21 protein-coding genes are annotated in these 22,175 nt (G+C 64.5%); 16 read left to right on the top strand and 5 right to left on the bottom strand.

Translation table 11 applies throughout. The features are described from left to right. Positions 1–16: 16 nt before the first annotated feature. The 4 genes from cysT to ACFB49_RS00345 form a co-directional block, all read right to left on the bottom strand. Complete coding sequence (gene cysT / locus ACFB49_RS00360) at positions 17–898, bottom strand: sulfate ABC transporter permease subunit CysT (protein WP_380874695.1); 882 nt, start codon at positions 896–898, stop codon at positions 17–19. Positions 899–905: 7 nt separating this feature from the next. Then, positions 906–1,934: a sulfate ABC transporter substrate-binding protein gene (locus ACFB49_RS00355; RefSeq protein ID WP_380874694.1), complete on the bottom strand. Its 1,029-nt coding sequence runs from the start codon at positions 1,932–1,934 to the stop codon at positions 906–908. A 202-nt stretch (positions 1,935–2,136) separates the two neighbouring features. Further along, complete coding sequence (gene ligD, locus ACFB49_RS00350) at positions 2,137–4,602, bottom strand: DNA ligase D (protein ID WP_380874693.1); 2,466 nt, start codon at positions 4,600–4,602, stop codon at positions 2,137–2,139. A gap of 3 nt (positions 4,603–4,605) precedes the next feature. Then, positions 4,606–5,511: a Ku protein gene (locus ACFB49_RS00345; protein ID WP_380874691.1), complete on the bottom strand. Its 906-nt coding sequence runs from the start codon at positions 5,509–5,511 to the stop codon at positions 4,606–4,608. A 166-nt stretch (positions 5,512–5,677) separates the two neighbouring features. Between ACFB49_RS00345 and ACFB49_RS00340 the strand changes: the two genes are divergently transcribed. Beyond that, a complete protein-coding gene (locus ACFB49_RS00340; protein ID WP_380874689.1) occupies positions 5,678–6,160 on the top strand; it encodes an aminoacyl-tRNA deacylase in 483 nt (160 codons plus the stop codon). Positions 6,161–6,202: 42 nt separating this feature from the next. On the opposite strand, the gene ACFB49_RS00335 is transcribed toward ACFB49_RS00340, so the two are convergent. Continuing rightward, the gene (locus ACFB49_RS00335; RefSeq protein ID WP_380874688.1) at positions 6,203–6,961 is read right to left on the bottom strand and encodes a class I SAM-dependent methyltransferase; all 759 of its coding nucleotides are present in this window, start codon (positions 6,959–6,961) and stop codon (positions 6,203–6,205) included. A gap of 169 nt (positions 6,962–7,130) precedes the next feature. Here ACFB49_RS00335 and ACFB49_RS00330 point away from each other — a divergent pair, with 169 nt between their 5' ends. The 15 genes from ACFB49_RS00330 to ACFB49_RS00260 all read left to right on the top strand — a co-directional run bounded on the left by ACFB49_RS00330 (position 7,131) and on the right by ACFB49_RS00260 (position 22,175). Then, on the top strand, positions 7,131–7,835 hold the full coding sequence (locus ACFB49_RS00330; RefSeq protein ID WP_380874686.1) for a glutathione S-transferase N-terminal domain-containing protein: 705 nt from the start codon (positions 7,131–7,133) through the stop codon (positions 7,833–7,835). A gap of 237 nt (positions 7,836–8,072) precedes the next feature. After that, positions 8,073–8,798 carry a hypothetical protein gene (locus tag ACFB49_RS00325; RefSeq protein ID WP_380874685.1) on the top strand — a complete coding sequence of 242 codons (726 nt, stop codon included), beginning with the start codon at positions 8,073–8,075 and terminating at the stop codon, positions 8,796–8,798. A 4-nt stretch (positions 8,799–8,802) separates the two neighbouring features. Further along, positions 8,803–9,594 carry a metallophosphoesterase family protein gene (locus ACFB49_RS00320; RefSeq protein ID WP_380874684.1) on the top strand — a complete coding sequence of 264 codons (792 nt, stop codon included), beginning with the start codon at positions 8,803–8,805 and terminating at the stop codon, positions 9,592–9,594. Between the two features lie 307 nt (positions 9,595–9,901). Next, on the top strand, positions 9,902–12,235 hold the full coding sequence (locus ACFB49_RS00315; RefSeq protein WP_380874683.1) for a phage tail sheath C-terminal domain-containing protein: 2,334 nt from the start codon (positions 9,902–9,904) through the stop codon (positions 12,233–12,235). Positions 12,236–12,246: 11 nt separating this feature from the next. Continuing rightward, positions 12,247–12,771: a phage tail protein gene (locus ACFB49_RS00310; RefSeq protein WP_380874681.1), complete on the top strand. Its 525-nt coding sequence runs from the start codon at positions 12,247–12,249 to the stop codon at positions 12,769–12,771. A 2-nt stretch (positions 12,772–12,773) separates the two neighbouring features. Continuing rightward, positions 12,774–13,505 (top strand): hypothetical protein, encoded by a 732-nt coding sequence (locus ACFB49_RS00305; RefSeq protein WP_380874680.1) that lies wholly within the window; start codon positions 12,774–12,776, stop codon positions 13,503–13,505. Next, entirely contained in the window at positions 13,502–14,212 is a 711-nt protein-coding gene (locus ACFB49_RS00300; RefSeq protein WP_380874679.1) for a hypothetical protein, read from the top strand. The genes ACFB49_RS00305 and ACFB49_RS00300 overlap by 4 nt, the downstream gene beginning before the upstream one ends. Next, complete coding sequence (locus ACFB49_RS00295; RefSeq protein WP_380874677.1) at positions 14,209–15,549, top strand: DUF4255 domain-containing protein; 1,341 nt, start codon at positions 14,209–14,211, stop codon at positions 15,547–15,549. Before ACFB49_RS00300 ends, ACFB49_RS00295 begins: the two co-directional genes overlap by 4 nt. Further along, entirely contained in the window at positions 15,546–17,435 is a 1,890-nt protein-coding gene (locus ACFB49_RS00290; protein ID WP_380874676.1) for an ATP-binding protein, read from the top strand. The genes ACFB49_RS00295 and ACFB49_RS00290 overlap by 4 nt, the downstream gene beginning before the upstream one ends. Continuing rightward, positions 17,432–17,680: a hypothetical protein gene (locus ACFB49_RS00285; RefSeq protein WP_380874674.1), complete on the top strand. Its 249-nt coding sequence runs from the start codon at positions 17,432–17,434 to the stop codon at positions 17,678–17,680. Before ACFB49_RS00290 ends, ACFB49_RS00285 begins: the two co-directional genes overlap by 4 nt. Beyond that, positions 17,677–19,527, top strand: coding sequence for a DUF4157 domain-containing protein (locus ACFB49_RS00280; RefSeq protein ID WP_380874672.1), 1,851 nt, complete (start codon positions 17,677–17,679; stop codon positions 19,525–19,527). The genes ACFB49_RS00285 and ACFB49_RS00280 overlap by 4 nt, the downstream gene beginning before the upstream one ends. Continuing rightward, entirely contained in the window at positions 19,524–20,180 is a 657-nt protein-coding gene (locus ACFB49_RS00275) for a hypothetical protein (RefSeq protein ID WP_380874671.1), read from the top strand. The genes ACFB49_RS00280 and ACFB49_RS00275 overlap by 4 nt, the downstream gene beginning before the upstream one ends. Beyond that, positions 20,177–20,539 carry a LysM domain-containing protein gene (locus ACFB49_RS00270; RefSeq protein WP_380874670.1) on the top strand — a complete coding sequence of 121 codons (363 nt, stop codon included), beginning with the start codon at positions 20,177–20,179 and terminating at the stop codon, positions 20,537–20,539. The genes ACFB49_RS00275 and ACFB49_RS00270 overlap by 4 nt, the downstream gene beginning before the upstream one ends. Further along, positions 20,536–21,663, top strand: a complete 1,128-nt coding sequence (locus ACFB49_RS00265; protein ID WP_380874668.1) for a hypothetical protein — start codon at positions 20,536–20,538, stop codon at positions 21,661–21,663. Before ACFB49_RS00270 ends, ACFB49_RS00265 begins: the two co-directional genes overlap by 4 nt. Further along, complete coding sequence (locus tag ACFB49_RS00260) at positions 21,660–22,175, top strand: phage baseplate assembly protein V (protein WP_380874667.1); 516 nt, start codon at positions 21,660–21,662, stop codon at positions 22,173–22,175. The genes ACFB49_RS00265 and ACFB49_RS00260 overlap by 4 nt, the downstream gene beginning before the upstream one ends.

The raw sequence follows: 22,175 nt of genomic DNA, 5'->3' as shown, positions 1-22,175 counted from the left end.
GTGGCGCCGTTACGCATCAGTCGACCGTCCGCTTCCGGCTCCACGCCTGGAGCAGATTGATGAGCAGCAAGAGCCCGAAGGAAGCGACGAGCATCACCGTCGCGATCGCCGTCGCGCCTTCATAATCATATTGTTCGAGCTGGGTGATGATGAGGAGCGGCGCGATCTCGGTTTCGAACGGCATGTTGCCGGCGATGAAGATCACCGAACCATATTCGCCGACGCCCCGCGCAAAGGCCAATGCGAAGCCGGTGAGCAGTGCCGGCAGGATCGCCGGCAGGATCACGCGGCGAAACGTCTGCCCGCGGGTCGCGCCGAGCGACGCCGCAGCCTCCTCCACATCCGCGCCGACATCCGCCAGCACGGGTTCGACCGAGCGGACGACGAAGGGCAGGCCGATGAAAGTCAGCGTCACCATCACGCCAAGCTGCGTGAAGGCCACCTTGATGCCGAGCGGCTCCAAATATTGCCCGATCCAGCCATTGTCCGTGTAGAGCGCAGTGAAGGCGATACCCGCAACCGCGGTGGGCAGCGCGAAGGGCAGATCGACCAGCGCATTCACCACCCGCTTGCCGAAAAAGTCGTAGCGGACGAGAATCCAGGCCATCATCAACCCGAACACGGCATTGATGAAGGCCGCCCCCAGCGATGCGCCGAAGCTCAACCGATAGGCGGCGAGCGCGCGATCGGAAAGCGCGACGCCGACGAAATGGTCCCAGCCCATCCCCGCCGTCTTGATGAACACCGCCGACAGCGGAATCAGCACGATCAGGCAGAGCCAGGTGAGGCTGAGGCCGAAGGTCAGCCCGAAACCGGGGATGATCGATGGCGCACGGAAGATCGGCCGCCGCATCCTGTGGCCGTGGCGCGGCAGCGCCAACGCGTTCGCCGTCGTCATGTCCGGCTCAGCGCTTGATCTTGGCGAAGATGGTGTCGAACGCCCCACCATCCGCGAAATATTTGGTCTGCGCAGACTTCCAGCCGCCAAATTCCTGGTCGATCGTCACCAGATTGAGCTTCGGGAAGGTAGCGGCATAGCGCGCCGCGACCTGCGGGTCGCGCGGGCGGTAGAAATTGCGCGCGATCACGTCCTGCGCTTCAGGCGTGTAGAGATAATCCAGATAGGCCTTCGCGACCTCGCCGGTGCCGTGCTTCTTCACATTGGCGTCGACCATCGCCACCGACGGTTCCGCGAGGATGGAGATCGAGGGGACAACGATCTCGAACTTGCCGACCCCCATCTCCTTCTCGGCCAGGAAAGCTTCATTTTCCCAGGCCAGCAGCACGTCGCCGATACCGCGTTCGACAAAGGTCGTGGTGGCGCCGCGAGCACCGGAATCGAGCACCGGGACATTGGCGAACAGCTTGGTCACAAAGGCCTCGGCCGCCGCGTCCGATCCGCCGGCCTTGCGGCCATAGGCCCAGGCCGCGAGGAAGTTCCAGCGCGCGCCGCCGCTCGTCTTGGGGTTGGGCGTGATCACCTTCACGCCCGGCTTCACCAGGTCGTTCCAGTCGCGAATGCCCTTGGGATTGCCCTTGCGGACCAGGAAGACGATCGTCGACGTGTAAGGCGCGCTGTTATCGGGAAGCCGCGTCTGCCAGGCCGCGTCGATCAGCCCCGGCTTCGCGGCGATCGCGTCGATGTCATAGGCCAGCGCCAGCGTGACGACATCCGCCTCCAGCCCGTCGATCACCGATCGCGATTGCTTGCCCGATCCGCCATGGCTCATCTTGAAGCTCACGGTCTGGCCGTGATCCGCCTTCCACTTGTTGGCGAAGTTCGCGTTGATTTCCTTGTAGAGCTCGCGCGTCGGATCATAGGAGACGTTGAGCAGCGTGACCTTGCTGCCCTGATTCTTGTCGTCACCGCCCGAACAGGCCGACAAGGCGGCCGCGCCCAGCAGCATCGCGATGGTCACAACTCGTCTGCTCATGCGCATGATAGCCCTCCGACGCGTCCTCATATCTCGATCGCACAAGTAGAGAACAAAGCAATCTTTGCCGAACGCGAAGCTGCCGTTGCGGATAGGCTTGAAGCCATGGCGGCGTTCACGCCATCTCGCTTACCTACTATCGGAACCGACCGGAAAATCCTACCTCGGCCCAACTCTCTAGGCCCCATGCCCGTCGCACCGCTCAAGCATCCGGCAGCGTCTGTTGCGCGTGGCCCCATGTCACCAAATCCTTCGAGGTAGCCCGCCGGAGCAGCTCTTTCGCATCGCCGACATGCCAGCGCGATGGCGTATCGAGCTTGCGCAACTCCTCCCAGGTGACGGGCACTGCCACCGGTGCGCGCTCACGGGCGCGGGCGGAATAAGGCATCACCGCGGTCGATCCGCGCTGGTTGCGCAGATAGTCTATGAAGATGCGCCCCTTGCGCTTGGCCTTGGCCAATGCGGCGGTGAATCGATCAGGTTCGGCCTGCGCCAGCGCGGTCGCGAAGCGCTGGGCGAAATCCTTGACCGCCAGCCATTCCGCCTTGGGCGTCAGCGGCGCGATGACATGCACGCCCTTCCCGCCCGTCACCATCGCGAAGGTGGCGAGGCCCAGCGCGTTGAGCTGATCGCGGGTGTGAAAGGCGGCGGAGACCACGTCAGCAAAATCCAGTCCCTCATCCGGATCGAGATCGAACACCAGTCGATCGGGCTTCTCGACCTCGCCGATCCGCGAACCCCAGCCGTGAAACTCGATCGTTCCCATCTGGACGCAGGCGAGCAGTCCCGGCGCGTCATCAATGTAGAGATAGGGCTCCTCGCTCCCATTCTTCTCCCGAATCGCGACATGATGGACATGATCGCCGAAGCTGCCAGCGTCATGCTTCTGAAAGAAGCATTTGCGCGCACGTCCTTGAGGGCAGCGCACCAGGCTGATCGGCCGTTCCGCGACCCAGGGCAGCATGATCGGCGCCACCGCCTGATAATAATCGGCGAGCGCTCCCTTGGTGATCTTCGCCTCCGGAAAGATCACGCGATCGCGGTTGCTGATGCGGACCGCATCATCGCCGGACGCCGCAACAGTTTCGACGGGCATTTCCACCTCCCGCACCACAGCGTCCGCCTTCTTGTCTTCGCGCAGGCCGATATAGCTCGGATGCCGCAGCACGCCGTCGCCGGTAAATTCGGTGAAGGCGATCTCCGCCACCAGTTTGGGCTTGATCCAGTGCGCCCCGCGCACCGCCGCACGCGGAGCCTCGACCGTGGCTTTCTCGGCTTCGAGCGGCTGCATCAGCGCCATCAGCCGCGCCATTTCCTCCGCACCAAAACCGGTGCCGACCTTGCCGGCGTAGCGCAGCCCCTCCTCACCGTGCATGCCCAACAGAAGCGAACGGAAGCCGCGCTGCTTGTCGGATTGCGTCCAGCCGACGATCACGAACTCCTGCCGGCGGGTGCATTTGGTCTTGACCCAATTGCCTGATCGCGTGCCGACATATCGGGCAGCGGCCCGCTTAGAGATCACGCCTTCCAGCCCGGCATCGCAGAAGCGGTGAAAAAGCTGTTCGCCCTTGCCGGCGATATGATCCGAATAAAGAATGTCGCCCTTGCCCTTGCCGATCAGCTTCGCGAGACGCGCCTTGCGCTCGGACAAGGGGAGCGCCGTCATATCCTCGCCATCCAGTTCGAGGAGATCGAAGGCGAAGAAGCTGATCCGGTCCTTGCCGCCCTTCAACGTCGCTTGCAGCGCCTGGAAGCTCGATCGCCCCTGATCGTCGAGAACCACCGCCTCGCCGTCGATCAGGGCCGATGTCACCTTCAGCTTCGCCGCTTCAGCAACTAGCCCGGCAAAGCGATCCGACCAGTCGAGGCCGGTTCGGGTATAGGCCCGCGCCTCGCCACCGCCGACCGCGAGCAGCAGGCGGTAGCCGTCATATTTGAGTTCATGGAGCCACCCCTCTCCGGCGGGCACATGATCAACCAGCGTTGCCAGTTGCACGGATCGGAAGGGCGGCAGCCCGCTCACGGCCCGCTTGCTGGATTTGCGCCCGGCCGCCTTCGGCTTGGCGCCTTTCTTGTCATCGGCAATTTCGGCCATGCTCCGCCCGGTTTCGACGCTGGTGAGGTGGCCGGCGACGAGATCGTCCGATCCGCCCGAATGGCGGTCGTCCACCTTGCGCAGCAGCCAGTTCTCTCCCTTCTCCTTGCCGCGCGGCTTCATCCGCACCAGCAGCCATTCGCCCTTCATCCGCTTGCCGTGGAGGATGAAGTGCAGATGCCCTTCCTCCAGCGTCTTGTGCGGGTCCTTGCCGGCGATCGGCTCCCAGGTGCCATTATCCCACAGCATCACCGTGCCGCCGCCATATTGGCCCTTGGGGATGGTGCCTTCAAAGCCGCCATAATCGAGCGGATGGTCCTCGGTCCGCACCGCCAGCCGCTTGTCGTCCGGATCGCAGCTTGGCCCGCGCGTCACCGCCCAGCTTTTCAGCACGCCATCCAATTCCAGCCGAAAATCATAATGCAGCCGCGTCGCCGCATGTTTCTGCACGACGAAGCTGTTGCCCTTCGCCGGCCTTGTGGCGCCGGATGGCTCCGCCGTCCTGGTGAAATCGCGCATCTCGCGATAGCGCGAAAGCTGGTCGCGTTTCGCCGTCGTGGCTGCCCGCCCCATCGATCAGGCCCGCTTGCGCGCCGGCGCTTTGGCGCCCGTCGCTGCAGTTTTTTTGGCTGGAGTCACCGCTGCCTTCTTGGCCGGGGCTTTTCGTGCCGGAGTTTTGGCGGCCGTCGTCTTGCCCGAGTTGTCGAGCGACCGCTTCAGCGCCGCCATCAGGTCGATCACATTGCTGCCGCGGGACGACGGTGCGGCCTCCGCATCGTCGATGCTGATCGACTTACCCTTCTTCTTGCGTTCGATCAGCCCCTTCAGCGCATCGACATAGCGATCGTGGAATTCGCCCGCGTCGAACTTGCCCGCCTTCTTGTCGATGAGCGTCTCGGCGAGATCGAGCAGATCCTGATCGGGCTTGGCGTCGCCGATGCCGCGGAAATAGCTCGCCGCCTTGTTCACCTCGTCGGCGTAGCGCAGTGTTTCCAGCACCATGCCGCGCCCGCATGGCTTCAGGCTGACGACATATTCGCGCCCCCGCATCGCCAGTTGCCCCAGTCCGATCTTGCGGCTGCGGCGCAGCGCCTCGCGCAGCACGATGAACGCCTCTTCGGCCAGATCGTCGGCGGGAACGACATAATAGGGCTTTTCGAAATAAATCGGGTCGATGTCATGGGCGTCGACGAACTGGGTCAGTTCCAGCGTCTTCTTGCTCTCCAGCTTGACGCCCTCGATCTCCTTCTCGTCGAGCAGGACATATTCGCCCTTCTCATATTCGAAGCCCTTGATGATGTCGTCGGTGTCGACCGGGCCGATGCCGGGTACGACCTTTTCATAGCGGATGCGCTTGCCCGAGGGTTCGTGGATCTGGTGGAAGGCGATCGACGCGCCGCTCTTGGTGGCCGGAAATATCTCGACGGGAATGGAAACCAAGGCGAGCCGGATCTGCCCGCGCCAGCTTGGACGTGCGGCCATGCGATGCCTCCTGAGGCGGAAATTTCACATGCTCAATCCCGCCGTGGCGTGGAGGTTCCGGCGGATCGAACGGAAAGGTCGCGCGTTCTACATTGAGCGACCGCGCCTGCGGGCGATCCTCCGGGGTGCGCGGCCTTCCAGCGGGCCTGTCTCGGGGAGACTTCAGATGACAATCGCACCCAAGCTGCGTCAGTATCTCGACGAACATCATGCCGATTACGATCTCGTGATCCACCCGCCAACCAAATCGGCGATGCAGAGCGCCGCGGTTTCCCATATCCCGGCGGAGCAACTCGCCAAGGCCGTCCTGCTCGACACCTATGGCGAATATCTGCTGGCGGTGCTGCCGTCGGATTGCCGTATCCAGCTTGCCGATCTCAGGGCCGAGTTGGGGCAGAAACCGCGGCTGGCCGATGAGGAGGAGATCAGCATGATCTTCGACGATTGCTCGATAGGCGCGGTGCCGGCCTTCGGGTCCAGCTATGGCATCGTCACCATCGTCGACGATGCGCTGGAGGCCGAGCCTGAAATCTATTTCGAGGCAGGCGACCACGCCTCGCTGATCCACATGGACCAGGCCGAATTCGTCCGGCTGGCGGCGGAATCACGCCACGGCCGCTTCAGCGAACGCTGGTCGGCGATGGAATAAGCGCGTGGCGGGCGGGGCATAAGACCCCGCCCACTCACAAAGCTATTTCGGCTTGCGGAAACGAAAGACGAAGCGATCCGTCTTGCCGCGCACCGCGGGATCGAAGACCAGCTTGGAATGATCGTCCTGCCCCGTCATCAGCACCGGCGATTCCGCGTCGAGCACGAAGCCCGCCCGCTGGAAATCGGCCTTCACCACGGCGGGATCGATGCGATGAAGCTTATCGACCACGGCCCGCGTGTCGCCGCCGGCATCCGCGACATGATCCACCACGCCCACGACGCCGCCCGGCTTCATGGCGGCGTATAGCCGCTTCAGCGCCTCATTCGGGTCCATGTGGGGATAGTGATACTTTTCACTTTCCCAATAGAAATCATGGTATTCTAGATGCAGCAGGGCAAAATCGAAGCTCGCCGGCTTATAGTCCGGCTTGGCGATGTTCCCTTTCTCCAGCCGGACGTTGGGGTTGCGGCTCATCAGCTTCTGCCAGGCTGCGTCGAGCTTCGCCGTGTCACCGTCCTCCGGCGTCGCATTGACGAAGGCGAGCACCGATCCCTTCGGCCCGACGGCCTGGCCCAACAGTTCCGAATAATAGCCGCCGCCGGCCATCAGATCGAGCACCTTCATGCCCGGCGCGACCCCGAAGAAATCGAGCACCTGGATCGGTTTGCGGCCGGCATCCGCGGCCAGCGCTGCCTCGGACCGGCCCGGCGCCTTCAGGATCGTCGGAGAAACGTCGGCGAAGGCAGGTGCGCCCAGCAGCATCAGGCCCGCCGCGAAAGTCGTCAGATATGGTTTCATGGAAAACCCCCAACTGAAAGGAGCAACCTATCCCGCCCGCCGCGCGCCAAACAGCGCCGTTGGTCGATGGGAGCCGTCACCCATCGAAAGCTCTTTCAAGCCATTGTCGCAATGGCATCGTCGGTTATGGTGCCGGCCCCATATGAATCTCCGGCGGAGCTTCCCCCCCATGGCCGATCTTTCCGCATTCCCGATCACGTCGCGCTGGCCCGCGCAATTTCCCGACCGCATCCAGCTCTATTCGCTGCCGACGCCCAATGGCGTGAAGGTTTCGATCATGCTGGAGGAGCTTGGCCTGCCCTACGAACCCCATCTGATCGATATCGGCGCGAACGAGAGCTGGACGCCGGAATATCTGTCGCTCAACCCCAACGGCAAGATCCCCGCAATCATTGATCCCGACGGGCCGGGCGGAAAGCCGCTCCCCCTGTTCGAGTCCGGGGCCATCCTCCTCTATCTCGCGGAAAAGACGGGCAAGCTCATCCCTGCCGATCTCGCCGCGCGATACGAGACGATCCAGTGGGTATTCTTCCAGATGGGCGCGATCGGGCCGATGTTCGGCCAACTCGGATTCTTCCACAAATTCGCCGGGCGGGAGATTGCCGACAAGCGCCCGCTCGAACGCTATCGCGATGAATCCAAGCGCCTTTTGGGCGTGCTCGAAGGCCGGCTGGACGGACGCAAGTGGATCATGGGCGATGCCTACACCATCGCGGACATCTCGATGCTCGGCTGGGTCCGCAACCTGGTCGGCTTCTATGAGGCGGCCGAACTGGTTGATTTCGCCTCGCTCAAGAATGTGCCGGCCTGGCTGGAACGCGGGCTGGCAAGGCCCGCCGTTCAGCGCGGAATCACCATCCCGTCGCGGGTCTGAGCACGCTTCACCGCGCCCGGCATGGTTCCCGATGCGACGGTTTGAGCCGCGCTGACGGAACCGACCCGCCCCCACCGGGTTTCGCTGTTGGCAATCGCCTTACGCGTCCGATTGCTGAGAGGCTTGAGCGTGGGATCGGATAGCAGTTTCGCCGTGAACGACGGGGTCGATAGCGGCACCGCCAAACCTGACGATGCGCCCCTTGGCCGCACGGCGCAGGTCCGCGTGCGGGACGATATGCAGTCGATCTTCGGCCCCGCCTCGACTGCATCCCAGCCGCATTCGGTGGCGAGCCCATCGCATACCTCCCGCATGAAACCCTTGGCAGGAATCCGGAAGCGTGAGGGAAAGGGTTTTTCGCTGTGGGGAACTGTCGGGATGGCCGCGGTGGCAGCCCTCGGCATTTCCGCCATATATCTTGTGCCACCCGAGCAGAAGATCGGCCCCATCGCGCAGGCCGACCGACCGGTCACCGAACCGATCCCGCTTCCAGAACAGCTGAAACCGCAACCGACGTTTGCGCCGCCAGCAACTGTCGAGCAGCCGAAGCCCGCCACCCAAACGTCTCCCGTCAAGCAATCGTCGCCCACAACGAAGTCGTCGACGACGGACAAGCCGGCGCGCGCGATATCGCGGGGCGGCAGCCCGGTCCGGACGGCAACGGTCGAACCAGATGCGCCCTCTCGCTCCGCGCCCTCCGCCAGGCGCTGCACGGGTATGGACGATGCACACGAAGCCTGGTGCCTGCAACCAGCAGTGCGTGCCGCCGACCAGGAACTGCGCAACGCTTATGCGAGTGCCATCCGCAATGGCGTCGAGCGATCGACCCTGGTCTCCTATCGCAAGCGCTGGTCGAAGGTCCGCAACCGCTCCTCCGATGAGCCCCGCCAGTTGATTGGCAATTATTATGCGCTCGCCGAAGAATTGCAGACCCTGAGCGCGCAAGCCCGACGGGAAAGATAGGGCAATGGTAAGCCGCATTGCCGATCATCCGCTGCTCCGGCCCGCGGCAAAGGCCGATCCGGCCACCAGGGGCCGATCCGTCGAGGGCCAACTGGTCTATGCGATCGGAGACATTCACGGCAGCTACCAGCCGCTGAAGGCGCTGCTGCAACGCGTTGTTCCCGACGCCACGGCCCGCGCGCACGGCCGCTGTCCGATCCTGATCTTCTGCGGCGATTATGTCGATCGCGGCCCGCAATCCTCGGATGTGCTGGACGCACTGGTCTGGCTGAAACGCCGCCCCAATTTCGAAATTCACCTGCTCAAGGGCAATCACGAACAGGCCTTGCTCGCCTTTCTGGAAGACCCTGAAGATGCCGAGGGATGGCTGGAATTCGGGGGCGTCGCCACCCTGCGATCCTATGGTGTCGAGCCGCCCGATCCGCGGCTTGGACCGGATGATTGCTACCGCGCCCGCGATCAGTTCCTCGATGCTATGCCCGCCGCCCATCTCCGGCTGCTCGAACGGCTGGAGCTGATGATCGGCATTGGCGACTATGCCTTCGTCCATGCCGGCGTCCGGCCCAGCCGCCCGCTGGATCAGCAGCACGAGGATGATCTGTTGTGGATTCGCCGCGAATTTCTCGATGCGACGGCTCCCAGCCACAAGACCATCGTCCACGGCCATAGCTGGCACAGCGATCAGCCCGAAATCCTTCCCCATCGCATCGGCATTGACACAGGCGCCTATGAAACCGGCATCCTCACCGCACTCCGGCTGGAAGATGGGCAGGTCGAAACCATCCAGTCGCGATAATTGGACGCCCCCGCCGACCCCAAGCGGAATTGCCCCTGACATTCGACACTTCTGAATTGACAATTGTTAGGAAGAGAGCGACCTTCCAAGCATTAAAGCGCCGGTGACATAAAGAGTCGCCGCATTGGGTCGCTGCGGAAAAAGCACAATCGGCCATAGGAACGACAAGTAGCATAATAGATTGATACGGATGCGAAAGGACTCTCCTTTCGTCCCGCTGCAGTCTATTTTGGCAGGACTTTGTTGTCACCGGAACAGCAACCGCTTTCCGGATCGATAAGCTGTTTCTTGAGCAGGGGATGCGCTGATGGCGACCAATGTCTCATATCCCGGCGTCTATATCGAGGAAGTGCCCAGCGGCGTGCGGAGCATCGCCGGCGTGGCGACCTCGGTCGCGGCCTTTGTCGGCTTCACCGCGCGCGGGCCTACCAACCAGCCGGTGCAGATCTTCAGCTTCGCCGATTTCGAGCGCCAGTTCGGCGGGCTCGATCTCACCAGCGACCTTTCCTATGCGGTGTCGCATTTCTTCCTGAATGGCGGATCGACCGCGTGGATCGTTCGCGTCGCGGCCGGCGCGGCGGAAGCTTCGGTCGATCTTGAAGACGCCTTCGGCGGCGGCGGGAATGTCGTGCTCACGGCCTTCGCCAATGCGGAGGGTGCATGGGGCAACGGCCTGCGCCTGGGCGTCGATTATGACACGTCCAGCCCGGCGAGCCTGTTCAACCTGACGGTCGCCGAGGTGCAGGAGCGCAATGGCCGCCTGCAGACCGTGCGGTCGGAAACCCATCGCAATCTTTCGATGAACAGCTTCGCGCCAAACTATGCGGTCGATGTCGTCAACGCGGCGTCGAGCCTGATCCGGCTCGAACGGCCCGGCGGTCTTGCCTTCCCAGCGAATGGCGTGGCGACCAGCGGCATCATCGAGGCCACCGATCTCGCCTTGCTGGGCGATAATGTCCGCCGGCTGGCGATATCGCTCGATGGCGGCCGAACCTATGAGTTCGATTTCATGGGCGAAGGCGATCCGCTGACCGGCGCCAATTTCGCCGCGCGGATGGCCAATCTGGCCGATCGCATCGAAGCGGCTGTGCGGGCTCTGGAGCCCGGCAACCCGGCCTTTGCCGATTTCACCTGCACCGAAACCGTGGCGGCCACGCAAGCCACCTTGACCGCCACGTCGGGCACGGACGCGGCCGATATCGAACGGTCGAGCGTCACCTTCGCCAGCGCCGGCCGCCGGAGCGCGGCAGCAGCCCTGTCGTTGGGCGGCGCCAATGGCGGGCGCGAGACAGCGGCGGCGGCGGCGATCCGCCCGGCCCAGACGGGGACTGCATGGGTTCGCCAGGATCCCGCCGTCGATCTCACAACGCTCACGACGCCCGGCGCGCTGGATGTCGATCTGGTGGATGCCGGCGGTAATGTGCTCGTCAACCAGGCGATCACGCTGTGGGACACTGCCCCCGAGGCGCCCACCACCCTGGCGGCCCTGCGCGCTCTTGTGCAGGCGGGGCTGAACAGCGTCGCGCGACCCGAATTTTCGGGGGCGCGCGTGCTGCTGGTCGACGATCGGATCATCGCGATCCCCGCCGGCGACACGCCATCGGTGCGCTTCGAATTCAACGATGGCCCCACCGCGGGCGCGACCGACCTTTCGGACAATTCCGAGCCCAATGTCGCCGCCTATCAACTCGGCATCGGGCCGACCACGCAGGCGCAGAGCGGCGCGGTGCCCGGCGATGACGGCGACCCACCTTCCGCCGTGGAACTGGCGGGATCGCGCGCCGCAAAGACGGGGCTGTTCGCGCTGGAGGATGTCGACCTGTTCAACATCCTGATGCTGCCAAACCAGTCCGATCCTTCCCTTCAGGCCAACGCGATCGCTTATGCAGAGGAACGGCGGTCCTTCGTTCTCCTCGATCTTCCGGCCACGGTCGATACGCTGGAGGAAGCGCGCACCTGGCTCACGGCCAATGGCAGCCTCCGCCACCGCAATGCCGCGGCCTATTTCCCGCGCGGGCGCTTTGCGGACCCGCTGCAGGGCAACCGCATCCGCTCCTTCGCGAATTCGGGCGCGGTGGCCGGCCTCTATGCCCGGACGGACAGTTCGCGCGGCGTCTGGAAGGCGCCGGCAGGCACCGAAGCCAGCATCCGCGGCGCCCGCGGGCTCGATTATGTGCTGACCGACGGCGAAAATGGCGTGATCAATCCGCTCGGCCTCAACGCGCTCCGCAACTTCCCTGCCTTCGGGCCGATCGCCTGGGGTGCCAGGACGCTGCTGGGGTCGGACGCGTTGGCCTCCGAATGGAAATATGTGCCCGTCCGGCGGCTGGCGCTGTTCATCGAGGAAAGCCTGTTCCGCGGCACGCAATGGGTGGTGTTCGAGCCCAATGACGAGCCCTTATGGGCACAGATCCGGCTCAATGTCGGCGCCTTCATGCACAACCTGTTCCGCCAGGGCGCCTTCCAGGGCACCACACCGCGCGATGCCTATCTCGTCCAGTGCGACAGCAGCACGACCACGCAGGACGATATCAACCTCGGCATCGTCAACATCGTCGTAGGCTTCGCCCCGCTGAAGCCCGCCGAGTTCGTCATCATCAAATTGCAGCAGCTTGCCGGCCAGGCCGGCGCGGGCGCCTGAGGGAGGGGACCATGGCTCAGTTCAGCGTCAATCCGCTGCGTTTCGATCCCTACAAGAACTTCAAGTTCAGGGTCCGGTGGGACGGGCGTTATGTCGCCGGCGTGTCCAAGGTCGGCGCACTCAAGCGGACGACAGAAGTTGTGGAGCATCGCGAGGGTGGCGATCCCAGCTCCAGCCGCAAGTCGCCCGGCCGATCCAAATATGAAGCGATCACGCTGGAACGCGGCGTCACGCATGATGTCGAGTTCGAACGGTGGGCGAACAAGGTGTGGAATTTCGGCGCCGGCCTGGGCGCGGAAACCTCGCTTTCCGATTTCCGCAAGGACATCATCATCGAGCTGTATAACGAGGCGGGGCAGTTGGCGAAGGCGTGGAAGGTGTTCCGCTGCTGGGTGTCCGAGCTGCAGGCGCTGCCCGAGCTCGATGCCAACGCCAATGCGATCGCGATCGAGACCCTCAAACTCGAAAACGAAGGCTGGGAACGCGATCTGGATGTCGTGGAACCGGCAGAGCCGTCCTTCAATGAACCGCAGTAAATATGTCGCTTATGCTGCCCCCTGCCCGGCTTCTTGAAGCCGGTGAGCTAGGCGCCCGTCTCCATCCTATCGACCGGGCCATCATGGTCCTGCGCCTTGCCGATCCGCGCGAGCAGGATCCGGCCACGCTGTCGATCGCAGAGCGGGACCGCCGCCTGGCCCGGTTGCAACGCGACATGTTCGGTGATGCGATGCCCTGCGTGGTGCATTGCCCGCGTTGCAACGCTGAGCAGGAGTTCGATCTGTCCGCGACACTGTTGCTGGATACTCTCGGCGACCCGCCTTCAGCCGAGATTATCAATCACGATGGCTGGGACATCACTTTGCGGGCCCTCGACAGCCACGATCTCGCCGCCGCTGCGCAAGAACGCGGTCTGCACGATGCGTCCGAAATACTGATCCGGCGCGCAGTCGTCACGGCTACGGGGGCATCCGGCCCCGTCGACTTCGATGCCCTGCCGGTAGATGTGCAAAATGCCGTCAGCGAGCGCGTGGGCGAGCGCGAAGCGGCCGGTGATATCGCGCTCGATCTGACGTGCGTGGCCTGTGCCGAAAACTGGACGACAGGCTTCGATATCGCTCCCTATCTCTGGGTGGAAATCGACGCGGCCGGACGCAGATTGCTGGTCGAAATCGCTGCCCTTGCCGGACGTTTCGGATGGAGCGAGGCCGAACTGCTGCAAATGTCAGCGGCGCGGCGGCGCGCCTATCTCGCTACGGAGGAGCGGCCGTGAACCCGGTGCTCCAGCGCCTCGCTCTTCGAGCTTTTCCGGATGCGAACAGCGTCCGGCCCCGCATCGCCAGCCGCTTCGACTGGTCGACGCCGGCGCCCGTGACTCCCCCCGTCGACGACAATGCATCGACCAAAGTCGCGCCGATCGAGCGGGTGGCGGGCGTCGTCTCCAACGTCCGCGACATGCCTGCCCCTCCCCCCCACGTGACACCGCATTCAAATAGCGATGACTCGTCTCCCGAAGAGATGTCGCGCCGCTCGCCAAGCAAGGCGGCCGCCGCGGGTCGGGCCGCACCGATCGCCTCGACGCGCCTGGCCGACATCGCGCCCTTTTCCGATGCAGCACCCGCGCAGGATTCAGGCATTCCGGTCCCACCCGGCAACGCGCAGCAGCGGACGGGGCGATCTCAACAGCCCGAAGCAACAACCAGCCCGCCCCGCGTCTCCCTCTCACCACTGCTACTGCCGGACCTGGCCGCGCCGCTGGAGCCGGCCTTTGCCCTGTCAGCGCCGGCCGCCCCCGAAGCGCGTCGGTCTCACCTCGAACAGCGGAGTGAGCCCGCACATCCCGACATCCATGTCACGATCGGGCGGATCGACATCACGGCCGAACGGGAACAGCGCGCGGCACCCCGGCCCACCCCTCCGCCACGTCCCAAGCTGATGTCGCTTGAGGATTATCTCGCCAAGGGCAGGAGCCGGCGGTGAGCAACGCATTGGCCATCGCTTCGGTAACGCGACTCCTGAAGGATCTGCTGAACGATACCTTGGTCAATGGCGATGTCAGCGGCGACATCGGCAGCGATGTCGTGGTGTCCGCGCTTCCGCCCGATCGCGTGCTCGATCAGTTGGGGGAAAACCGGCCGAGCCAGCTCAACCTTTACCTCCATCGGATCACCACCAACGCCGCGCTCGCCAACGGCGATCTTCCCACGCGCGACAGTCGTTACGGCATCGTCCATCGCCCGCGCCTCGCGCTCGATCTCCATTATCTGCTAACCGCCTACACCAACCAGGAACTGCACGGCGAAATCCTGCTCGGCTATGCCATGGAGATGTTCCATGAAACGCCGGTGCTGGCGCGGAACATGATCCGCGCGGCGCTCGAAGGGAATATCAGCGGCGCGATCCTGCCACCCGCCTTCCAGAACACCGATCCCGCACGGCTCGCCGACCAGATCGAGCTTATCCGCATCACCCCACAGCCTTTGTCGATGGACGATATATCGAAGCTGTGGACGGCGCTGCAGACCCATTATCGGACCACCATCGCCTATACGGTGTCGGTCGTGCTGATCGAACGCGACCAGCCGACACGCCAGCCGATTCCCGTACTGTCGCGCGGCCCCGTCGATCCGGTGAGCGGGCGCGAGGCGGGCGTCTTCGTCAATCCGGACCTGCTTCCGGCGACGCCGACGCTCACGGCGATCGAACCGCCCGGCCGCCGCCCTGCGGCACGGCTCGGCGATCGCGTCACCATCAGCGGCCATCGACTCGATCATGGCGATGCGCGTATCCGATTCACCGCTCCGGAAACTGGCGACGTGATCGACCTTGCCCCGCTCTCACCCCCCGTGCCCGGTCGCATAGAGGTGCAATTGCCCGCCGGCCCGCCCTTGCCGGCCGCCCATCCCTTGGCGGACACGGGCGAAGATCCCGGCGCGTGGCGGATCGGCGCCTATCTGGTCGATGTGTCGCTCCGCGCCGCCGGCCAGCCCGACCGCTTGACCAATCGCCTGCCGATATTGCTTGCGCCCCGTGCTGCGCCGGCAGCCGCCGATGATCCCGGCGGAACCCGCATTACCGTCGATTGCGAGCCGCGCATCCGCCAGAGCCAGGCTGTCGCCATCGTCACCGGACAAGCCGAGCAGCCACTGGCCGCTCTTGCCGCCGATACTGATCAGGTCTCCGCGATCTTCGCCGGGTTGCCGGAAGGGGCGACCTTGCCGGTGCGTCTTCGCGTCGGCGGCATCGACAGCCTGATCGTCGATCCCGAGGCCAAGCCGCCTGCCTTCGATCCGTCGCAACTGGTGGTCGTGCCATGAACGAGATGCCGGCCCTTTCCGGCGCCCGCGCCGATCGTCGTCGCCTCGACGAGTTGTTCGATCGGCTGCGTGACGCGATCAGTGGCAACGCCATCTTTGAGACGATGCCCTGCCAATCCCCGTCGCGGATCGACGAGGTGGTCGCGACCTTCGCGCTCAACCCGGCCGAACTCACTTTGCTGATGATCGCCGCCGCGCAGGAGATGCGGCCCGATGCGCTGGCAGGCAATGCGGCGACAGCCGGACTGGCCCAATCGGTGTCCGATGGAGACATCTGGGCGGCGCTTTGCCCGCAGGGCGCGCTCCGCCGCTGGCATATCTTGGAGCTGGAGGGCGCCGGCCCGATCGGGGAACGCCGGCTCCGCATCGATGAGAGGATGCTGCACCACATGCTCGGCGTCGATTATCTCGATCCACGGCTTGAAGGGCTGATCGACACACCACCCGACCCGCCTGAACCCTCTGCCGACGAACGATCGCTGGCGGCCGATTTGGCGAGGCTCTGGCGCCTCGACGTTGTTTCGGGATGGCCGGTGCTGCAACTCGGCGGGGCGGGCAGCGAAGGAAAATTCGCCGTCGCCGCCCTGCTGGCCGAACCCTATGGCCAGCGCCTCTTCCGCATCGCGCGGGCAGACATTCCCCATGCCGCCTATGAACGGCTTACGCTCGCACGGCTATGCGATCGGGAACTCGCACTGTCCAACGGGCTGCTTGTCGTCACCGGTGACAGCAAGGGTGACGAGGATGAGCGGGCGGCAGCGCAATTCGTGGACATGCTGCTCGGCCCGACCATCGTCGTGGCAGCCGATCCCTTGCCCTTGGAACGACGGCGTCGGCTGCGTGCGGACATGCCCGGCGGCTCGGCCGAGCAAAGGCGCATGATGTGGACACGCGCGCTGGGGACCACAGCTCAGATGGTCGGCGAGGCGGCGATCGACCAGATTGCGGGGCAATTCTCCCTCGACAGCGCCGGCATCCGCATGGCCGCCGATCTCGCGCAGGATCCGGCCCGCCACCGTCCCGATCTACCCGTTGACCGATTGTGGGATGCGGCGCGCGCCCAGGCCCGTCAGCGGATCGACGATCTTGCCGAACGGATAGACAGCAAGGTCGGATGGGACGATCTGGTCCTTCCCCCCGATCGCCTGGCGCAATTGCGCGACATCGCGGTTCATGTCCGCCGCGCGCATCAGGTTCATGAAAGCTGGGGATGGTCACAGCGGGGCGCGCGTGGACTTGGCGTCACGGCGCTGTTCGCTGGCCCCAGCGGCACGGGCAAGACGATGGCGGCGGAGATCATCGCGGCGGAACTGCGCCTCGATCTCTACCGCATCGATCTGAGCCAGGTGGTCAGCAAATATATCGGTGAGACCGAGAAGAATCTGCGCCGCATCTTCGAAGCGGCCGAAACGGGCGGCGCGATCCTGTTGTTTGATGAGGCTGACGCGCTGTTCGGCAAGCGCTCCGAGGTGAAGGACAGCCACGATCGCTATGCGAATGTAGAGATCAGCTATCTGCTCCAGCGCATGGAGGCGTATCGCGGGCTGGCCATCCTCACGACCAATCTGAAAAGTTCGCTGGACAATGCGTTCATGCGCCGCCTGCGTTTCGTGGTGGATTTCCCCTTCCCCGATGCCACGCTGCGCTCCGGGATATGGCAGCGTATCTTCCCGGCGGACACGCCCGTCGCGGATCTGGACATGGCTCGACTGGCCCGTTTGCAGGTTGCCGGCGGCGCCATCCGCACGATCGCGATCAACGCCGCCTTTCTCGCCGCAGAAGATGGTCGCGCAGTCGATCAGCAGCATGTGCTGGCAGCGGCCCGACGCGAATATGCCAAGCTCGAAAAGCCGATCACCATCGCCGAATTCGGAGGTGCCGGATGAACCGCCGCATCCATCTCCACATCGATCGACTATCATTGCAGGGCCTGGACCCCGGCAATCGCGACCGGCTTGTCGCCGCCATCGAACGAGAACTGGTTAGCCGGCTCAGCGCACCGGGTGCCACGGAGGGCCTGACCTCCGCCCGGGTCGACCGGATCGACGGCGGTCGAATCACGCAAGGCGATCCCGGCAGCGCCATCGGCGCCCGCATCGGCGAAGCCATCTCTGGCGGAAGCCGTCGATGAGCCGTCATGCCGGCCTTGCCCCGCTCGAAGCACGCGCGCCTGTCCCGACGCGGCAATTCACACCGGCCGTTACCAGGCCCGGCGACACCATCGAGCGGGACGCCGACGCCACGGCCGATCGGGCGATGCGGGCGGCTGGCCCCGCGCTGCGCCCCACTACCGGCAGCAGCCCCGCCGGCACTGGCGGCGCGCCGCTCACGCCTTCCGCCCGGCGCTTCTTCGAACCCCGCTTCGGCCGCGATCTCGGCCACGTCCGCATCCATCATGGCGGATCGGCGGACCATGCCACCGCCAATCTCGGTGCACGCGCCTTCACGCTGGGCGGCAACATCTTCTTCCGCCAAGGGGACTATGCGCCGGGGACGGATCGCGGCAACCATCTTCTCGCCCACGAATTGGCACATAGCCTGCAACCGGGGGCGGCGCACCGGATCGCGCGGCGCACGCTGACCGACCTGCCCGAAGCGACACGCAAGGCGCTCAAGATTTCGCGGACGGCTCCCCCCCAGCCGACGGTCGACACATGGATAGGCAATTATTTCAACCCTACCGCCGGCATCTCCGCCACGCCGTCGGCAACCGTCGAATTCGGCACCGAGATTACCGACGCGAACCAGCGGAAGGGGCTGACGGGCGTTACCTACGAGCTTGAACAGATTTCGCGGCCCAAGGTGGTCCCCGCCAGCCAGGGCCAGCCGGAGCAGCGGACCAACACCGACCCGGAAGGCTGGCCGCTGCCGGATAACGGCATCCTCGATCTCGCGCTCGATCTGCGGCCACAGGGGGGCGATCATGCCATCTTCCGCTTCATTCGCTTCAGCGAAGGCGGCACGGCGAAGGTGCTGGTTGAGCGGACACGGATCATCGCGGCGTTCGTACCCCCCGGAAAGGCGCCGCCTGCCCAGGCTCCTGCCCCGGCCACTGGTGGGCCAGCGCCGGTGTTCACCGGATCGGTGACGGTCGGAAACGTCTCCGTCACCATCGACGCCGGTTTCAGCAATGATCAGGGCAAGGTGATCGCCGATGCCGTGGGCCTTCTGCCGGACCCGATCCGCACCAATATCGACGGCATCACGATCGATAAGGCGAGCGGGGCGACCGGCCCCAATGGCCAGAATGGCGAATATGAAGCGGCGAAGGATGTGATCCACCTCTTCGGCGACGTGTTCAACGCATCACCGCGGCGCGTGGGTGAAGCGTCGAACAGCGCCTATCAGATCGTCCACGAACTGGCCCACGCCATTGATCTACGGCCTGAATTCAAGGCACAGATCAGCCGCGACAAGGCGACGGAAGAAAGAAAGAAGCTCAAGAAACAACTCGATCATCCCGATATCAACATCAACGACGTCGACATCCTTGGCAATTCCGAAGACAGCCCCAAGCGCAAGCAGGAAGTCGCTCGCCTCACCGCCGAGATCGCCAAGCTGGATAAGGTGATCGGCGACGCCAACACCGCGATGAAGACGGCGAAATCCATCGCGGGAAGCGAAGTCGGCGGCGACACCGAATCCCTACTCACGGATTTCGCCAAGGCCATCAAGGATGATGGCGTCAGCGCCGTCAGCGACGCCAAGAAGCGCAACAAGGCGACCGAGAAGGCGAATGAGGCCGCGGCGAAAGCGAACGAAGCGAATCCGCAGGGTCCGCAACAACCCATCAGGCCGATGGAAAAGACGCTGTCCACCGGCATCACCAACTATGCCGCGACCGATCTGATGGAAGCCTTTGCCGAAAACATGTCGATTTATCTGCTCGATCAGGCGCTGTTGCAGGCTCTCCGCCCCAAGACCCACGCTTATTTCGTCAGGAATTTCCCCAAAGCTCCACCGCCGAAGACGCCATGACCGGATTTACGCGCACCCCCCGGCTCGCCAAGGGCGGGCTTGTCCAGATCAACCCCGAAAGCGGTGCGATCGAGCGGATCATTGCGCTCCAATATAATTCGGACACGGTGACGCGGAAGCTCGCCGTCCAGGCATTTGGCGAGGATGGCGATCGTAGCCAGGCATTGCGGATCAAGGGGCCGCCCGTCGAAACCTTCACGCTCGATGCCGTGCTGGATGCCACCGACCAGCTTGAATTTCCCGATCGCAATCCGGCGGCGGCGCAAGCCGGCCTGTTCCCCCAGATCGCGGCGATGGAAGCGCTCGTCTATCCCACCGCCTCACAATTGCGCGCCAAGGATGCGCTGGCGTCCGCCGGCACGCTGGAGATCGCGCCGATCCAGGCGCCGCTGGCGCTGTTCATCTGGAGCCGCAACCGCATCGTCCCAGTCCGCATCACCGATCTGTCGATCACCGAGGAAGCCTTCGATCCGAACCTGAACCCGATCCGCGCGAAACTCAGCCTCTCGCTGCGGACGCTTTCGGTGGACGATCTCGGCTTCTCGCATCGCGGCGGCGGGCTGTTCATGGCTTATCTTGCCGCCAAGGAGCAGCTCGCGACCAAGGCTCCCGGCGCGACGCTCGCCACCTTCGGCGTGGGGAGCCTGCCATGAGCAACCCGATCGAAGCCCTGTTCGGCGCGGGCCTTCTGCCCCGGACCGATTTTCCGCCGGAAAGCCGCTATCATGGCGTGCCGGTGCGCACCATCGCCGGGCCGGACGGCCGCCAGATCGCCTATCTCGCCCGTCGCTTCTCGCCCGATCCCGATCGCTTCGCGACGCTTTCCGTCCAGATCGTCCCTGAAGGCCAGCGGCTGGATCAGGCTGCGGCACGACTGATCGGCGATCCCGAGCAGTTCTGGGCGCTCTGCGACGCCAATGGCGCTATCTGGCCGGAAGAATTGGAAGTGGCCGACGGCCGTATCCGGGTGACCTTGCCCGCCGATGTTCCCGCGCCGGAGGATCAGTTGTGATCGGCGGCCTCACTTTGTCGCTGCTGATGGGGCCGGGCGTGCCGCTGCCCGCGCCGCGCTTCGTGCTCGATGCGCTCCAGTCGGTGAAGGTGACCGCGGAATCCACCGACACGCAGAGCGGCTTCGAACTGACCTTCGCGATCGAGAAGGATTCGCCGCTGATCAGCCTGTTCCTGCTTTCGGGCAGCGTATCGATCCCGCTGTTCCGCGTGCTGTTGATCGCCACCCTGTCGGGCCGTCCCGAAACCCTGATCGACGGCGTCGCCACTCAGACGCAGATCGTGCCCGGCGGCAAACATGGCTCGGCGACATTGACCGTCCAGGGCAAGGATCTTTCGGCGGCGATGGACGTGCTGCCCTTCGACGGCCTGCCCTATCCGGCCATGCCGCCCGTCGCGCGTGTCGCCCTGGTGCTCGCCAAATATGCCTTTCTCGGCATCATCCCCAAGCTGATCCCCTCGCTGGAAGAACCGCCGATCCCCACAGATCGCATCCCGCGCCACAAGGGATCGGACTTGAGTTACGTCCGCAAGCTGGCTGAGGAAGCCGGCTATCTGTTCCGGATGGAGCCGGGGCCGACACCGGGCACGAGCTTCGCTTATTGGGGCCCCGAGATCCGCATCGGCACGCCACAGCCCGCGCTCACCGTCGACAGCGACGCAGCCGACACGGCCGAAAATCTCTCCTTCCGTTTCGACAAGGAGGGGACCGAACTGCCGATCGTGTTCATCCAGAATCAGCAGACTCGCGCGCCGATACCCATCCCGATCCCCTCCTCGATCCCCTTCCTGCCGCCGCTGGGACTGGTGCCGCCACTGCCGCCCAAGATCACGCCGCTCTCGGACACCGCCCAACTGTCTCCCGTTCAGGCGCTCGTCCGCGGCTTTGCTTATGCCGCGCGCCATTCGAACGCGGTGCAGGGATCAGGCACGCTGGACGTGCTGCGTTACGGCCGGCTGCTCCGGCCCGGCGGCCCGGTCGGCGTGCGGGGAGCCGGCCTCGCCTTCGACGGCCTCCATTATGTCGAACGCGTCACCAGCAACCTCACGCGAACCAGCTTCAAGCAGGATTTCGCGCTATCGCGCAGCGGGCTGCTGCCTTCGACGGGGAGCGTGGTGGTATGACGGCCGAGACAAAATTCTGGGGCAAATATCGCGGCACGGTCGTCAATAATATCGACCCGATGATGCACGGCCGCATCCAGGCGATCGTGCCGGCCGTCTCCAACGTCATGCTGACGAGCTGGGCGATGCCCTGCCTGCCGGTCGCCGGCATCCAGACGGGCATGTTTGCGGTGCCCATAATCGGATCGGGCGTGTGGATCGAGTTCGAGAATGGCGATCCGGATTACCCGATCTGGGCTGGCTGCTTCTTCGGCTCCGCCGCCGACGTGCCCGCACTGGCGTTGACGGTGCCGCCGGCCGTGCCCGGCATCACCTTCCAGACGCCATTGCAAAACGGCGTGTCGATCAACGACGTGCCCGGCCCTCTGGGCGGCATCGTCATCAAGAGCGCGACCGGCGCGACTTTGATCGTCAACGATACCGGCATCTACATCCAGAACGGCAAGGGCGCAGCGATCACCATGGTCGGCCCCGCCGTCACCATCAACAATGGCGCGCTCAGCGTGATCTGA

Origin of the sequence: Sphingomonas sp. DBB INV C78 (assembly GCF_042693015.1) — a bacterium.
GTDB lineage: Bacteria > Pseudomonadota > Alphaproteobacteria > Sphingomonadales > Sphingomonadaceae > Sphingomonas_E.
This window is presented reverse-complemented; position numbering and strand designations above follow the sequence as displayed.

What these genes read in the sequence shown, in the direction of transcription:
- ACFB49_RS00315 (WP_380874683.1), top strand. Translation starts at nt 9,902, where the DNA reads ATGGCGACCAATGTCTCATATCCCGGCGTCTATATCGAGGAAGTGCCC.
- ACFB49_RS00345 (WP_380874691.1), bottom strand. Translation starts at nt 5,511, where the DNA reads ATGGCCGCACGTCCAAGCTGGCGCGGGCAGATCCGGCTCGCCTTGGTT.
- ACFB49_RS00320 (WP_380874684.1), top strand. Translation starts at nt 8,803, where the DNA reads ATGGTAAGCCGCATTGCCGATCATCCGCTGCTCCGGCCCGCGGCAAAG.
- ACFB49_RS00275 (WP_380874671.1), top strand. Translation starts at nt 19,524, where the DNA reads ATGACCGGATTTACGCGCACCCCCCGGCTCGCCAAGGGCGGGCTTGTC.
- ACFB49_RS00340 (WP_380874689.1), top strand. Translation starts at nt 5,678, where the DNA reads ATGACAATCGCACCCAAGCTGCGTCAGTATCTCGACGAACATCATGCC.
- cysT (WP_380874695.1), bottom strand. Translation starts at nt 898, where the DNA reads ATGACGACGGCGAACGCGTTGGCGCTGCCGCGCCACGGCCACAGGATG.
- ACFB49_RS00280 (WP_380874672.1), top strand. Translation starts at nt 17,677, where the DNA reads ATGAGCCGTCATGCCGGCCTTGCCCCGCTCGAAGCACGCGCGCCTGTC.
- ACFB49_RS00335 (WP_380874688.1), bottom strand. Translation starts at nt 6,961, where the DNA reads ATGAAACCATATCTGACGACTTTCGCGGCGGGCCTGATGCTGCTGGGC.
- ACFB49_RS00310 (WP_380874681.1), top strand. Translation starts at nt 12,247, where the DNA reads ATGGCTCAGTTCAGCGTCAATCCGCTGCGTTTCGATCCCTACAAGAAC.
- ACFB49_RS00270 (WP_380874670.1), top strand. Translation starts at nt 20,177, where the DNA reads ATGAGCAACCCGATCGAAGCCCTGTTCGGCGCGGGCCTTCTGCCCCGG.
- ACFB49_RS00260 (WP_380874667.1), top strand. Translation starts at nt 21,660, where the DNA reads ATGACGGCCGAGACAAAATTCTGGGGCAAATATCGCGGCACGGTCGTC.
- ACFB49_RS00290 (WP_380874676.1), top strand. Translation starts at nt 15,546, where the DNA reads ATGAACGAGATGCCGGCCCTTTCCGGCGCCCGCGCCGATCGTCGTCGC.
- ACFB49_RS00305 (WP_380874680.1), top strand. Translation starts at nt 12,774, where the DNA reads ATGTCGCTTATGCTGCCCCCTGCCCGGCTTCTTGAAGCCGGTGAGCTA.
- ACFB49_RS00285 (WP_380874674.1), top strand. Translation starts at nt 17,432, where the DNA reads ATGAACCGCCGCATCCATCTCCACATCGATCGACTATCATTGCAGGGC.
- ACFB49_RS00330 (WP_380874686.1), top strand. Translation starts at nt 7,131, where the DNA reads ATGGCCGATCTTTCCGCATTCCCGATCACGTCGCGCTGGCCCGCGCAA.
- ligD (WP_380874693.1), bottom strand. Translation starts at nt 4,602, where the DNA reads ATGGGGCGGGCAGCCACGACGGCGAAACGCGACCAGCTTTCGCGCTAT.
- ACFB49_RS00325 (WP_380874685.1), top strand. Translation starts at nt 8,073, where the DNA reads ATGCAGTCGATCTTCGGCCCCGCCTCGACTGCATCCCAGCCGCATTCG.
- ACFB49_RS00355 (WP_380874694.1), bottom strand. Translation starts at nt 1,934, where the DNA reads ATGAGCAGACGAGTTGTGACCATCGCGATGCTGCTGGGCGCGGCCGCC.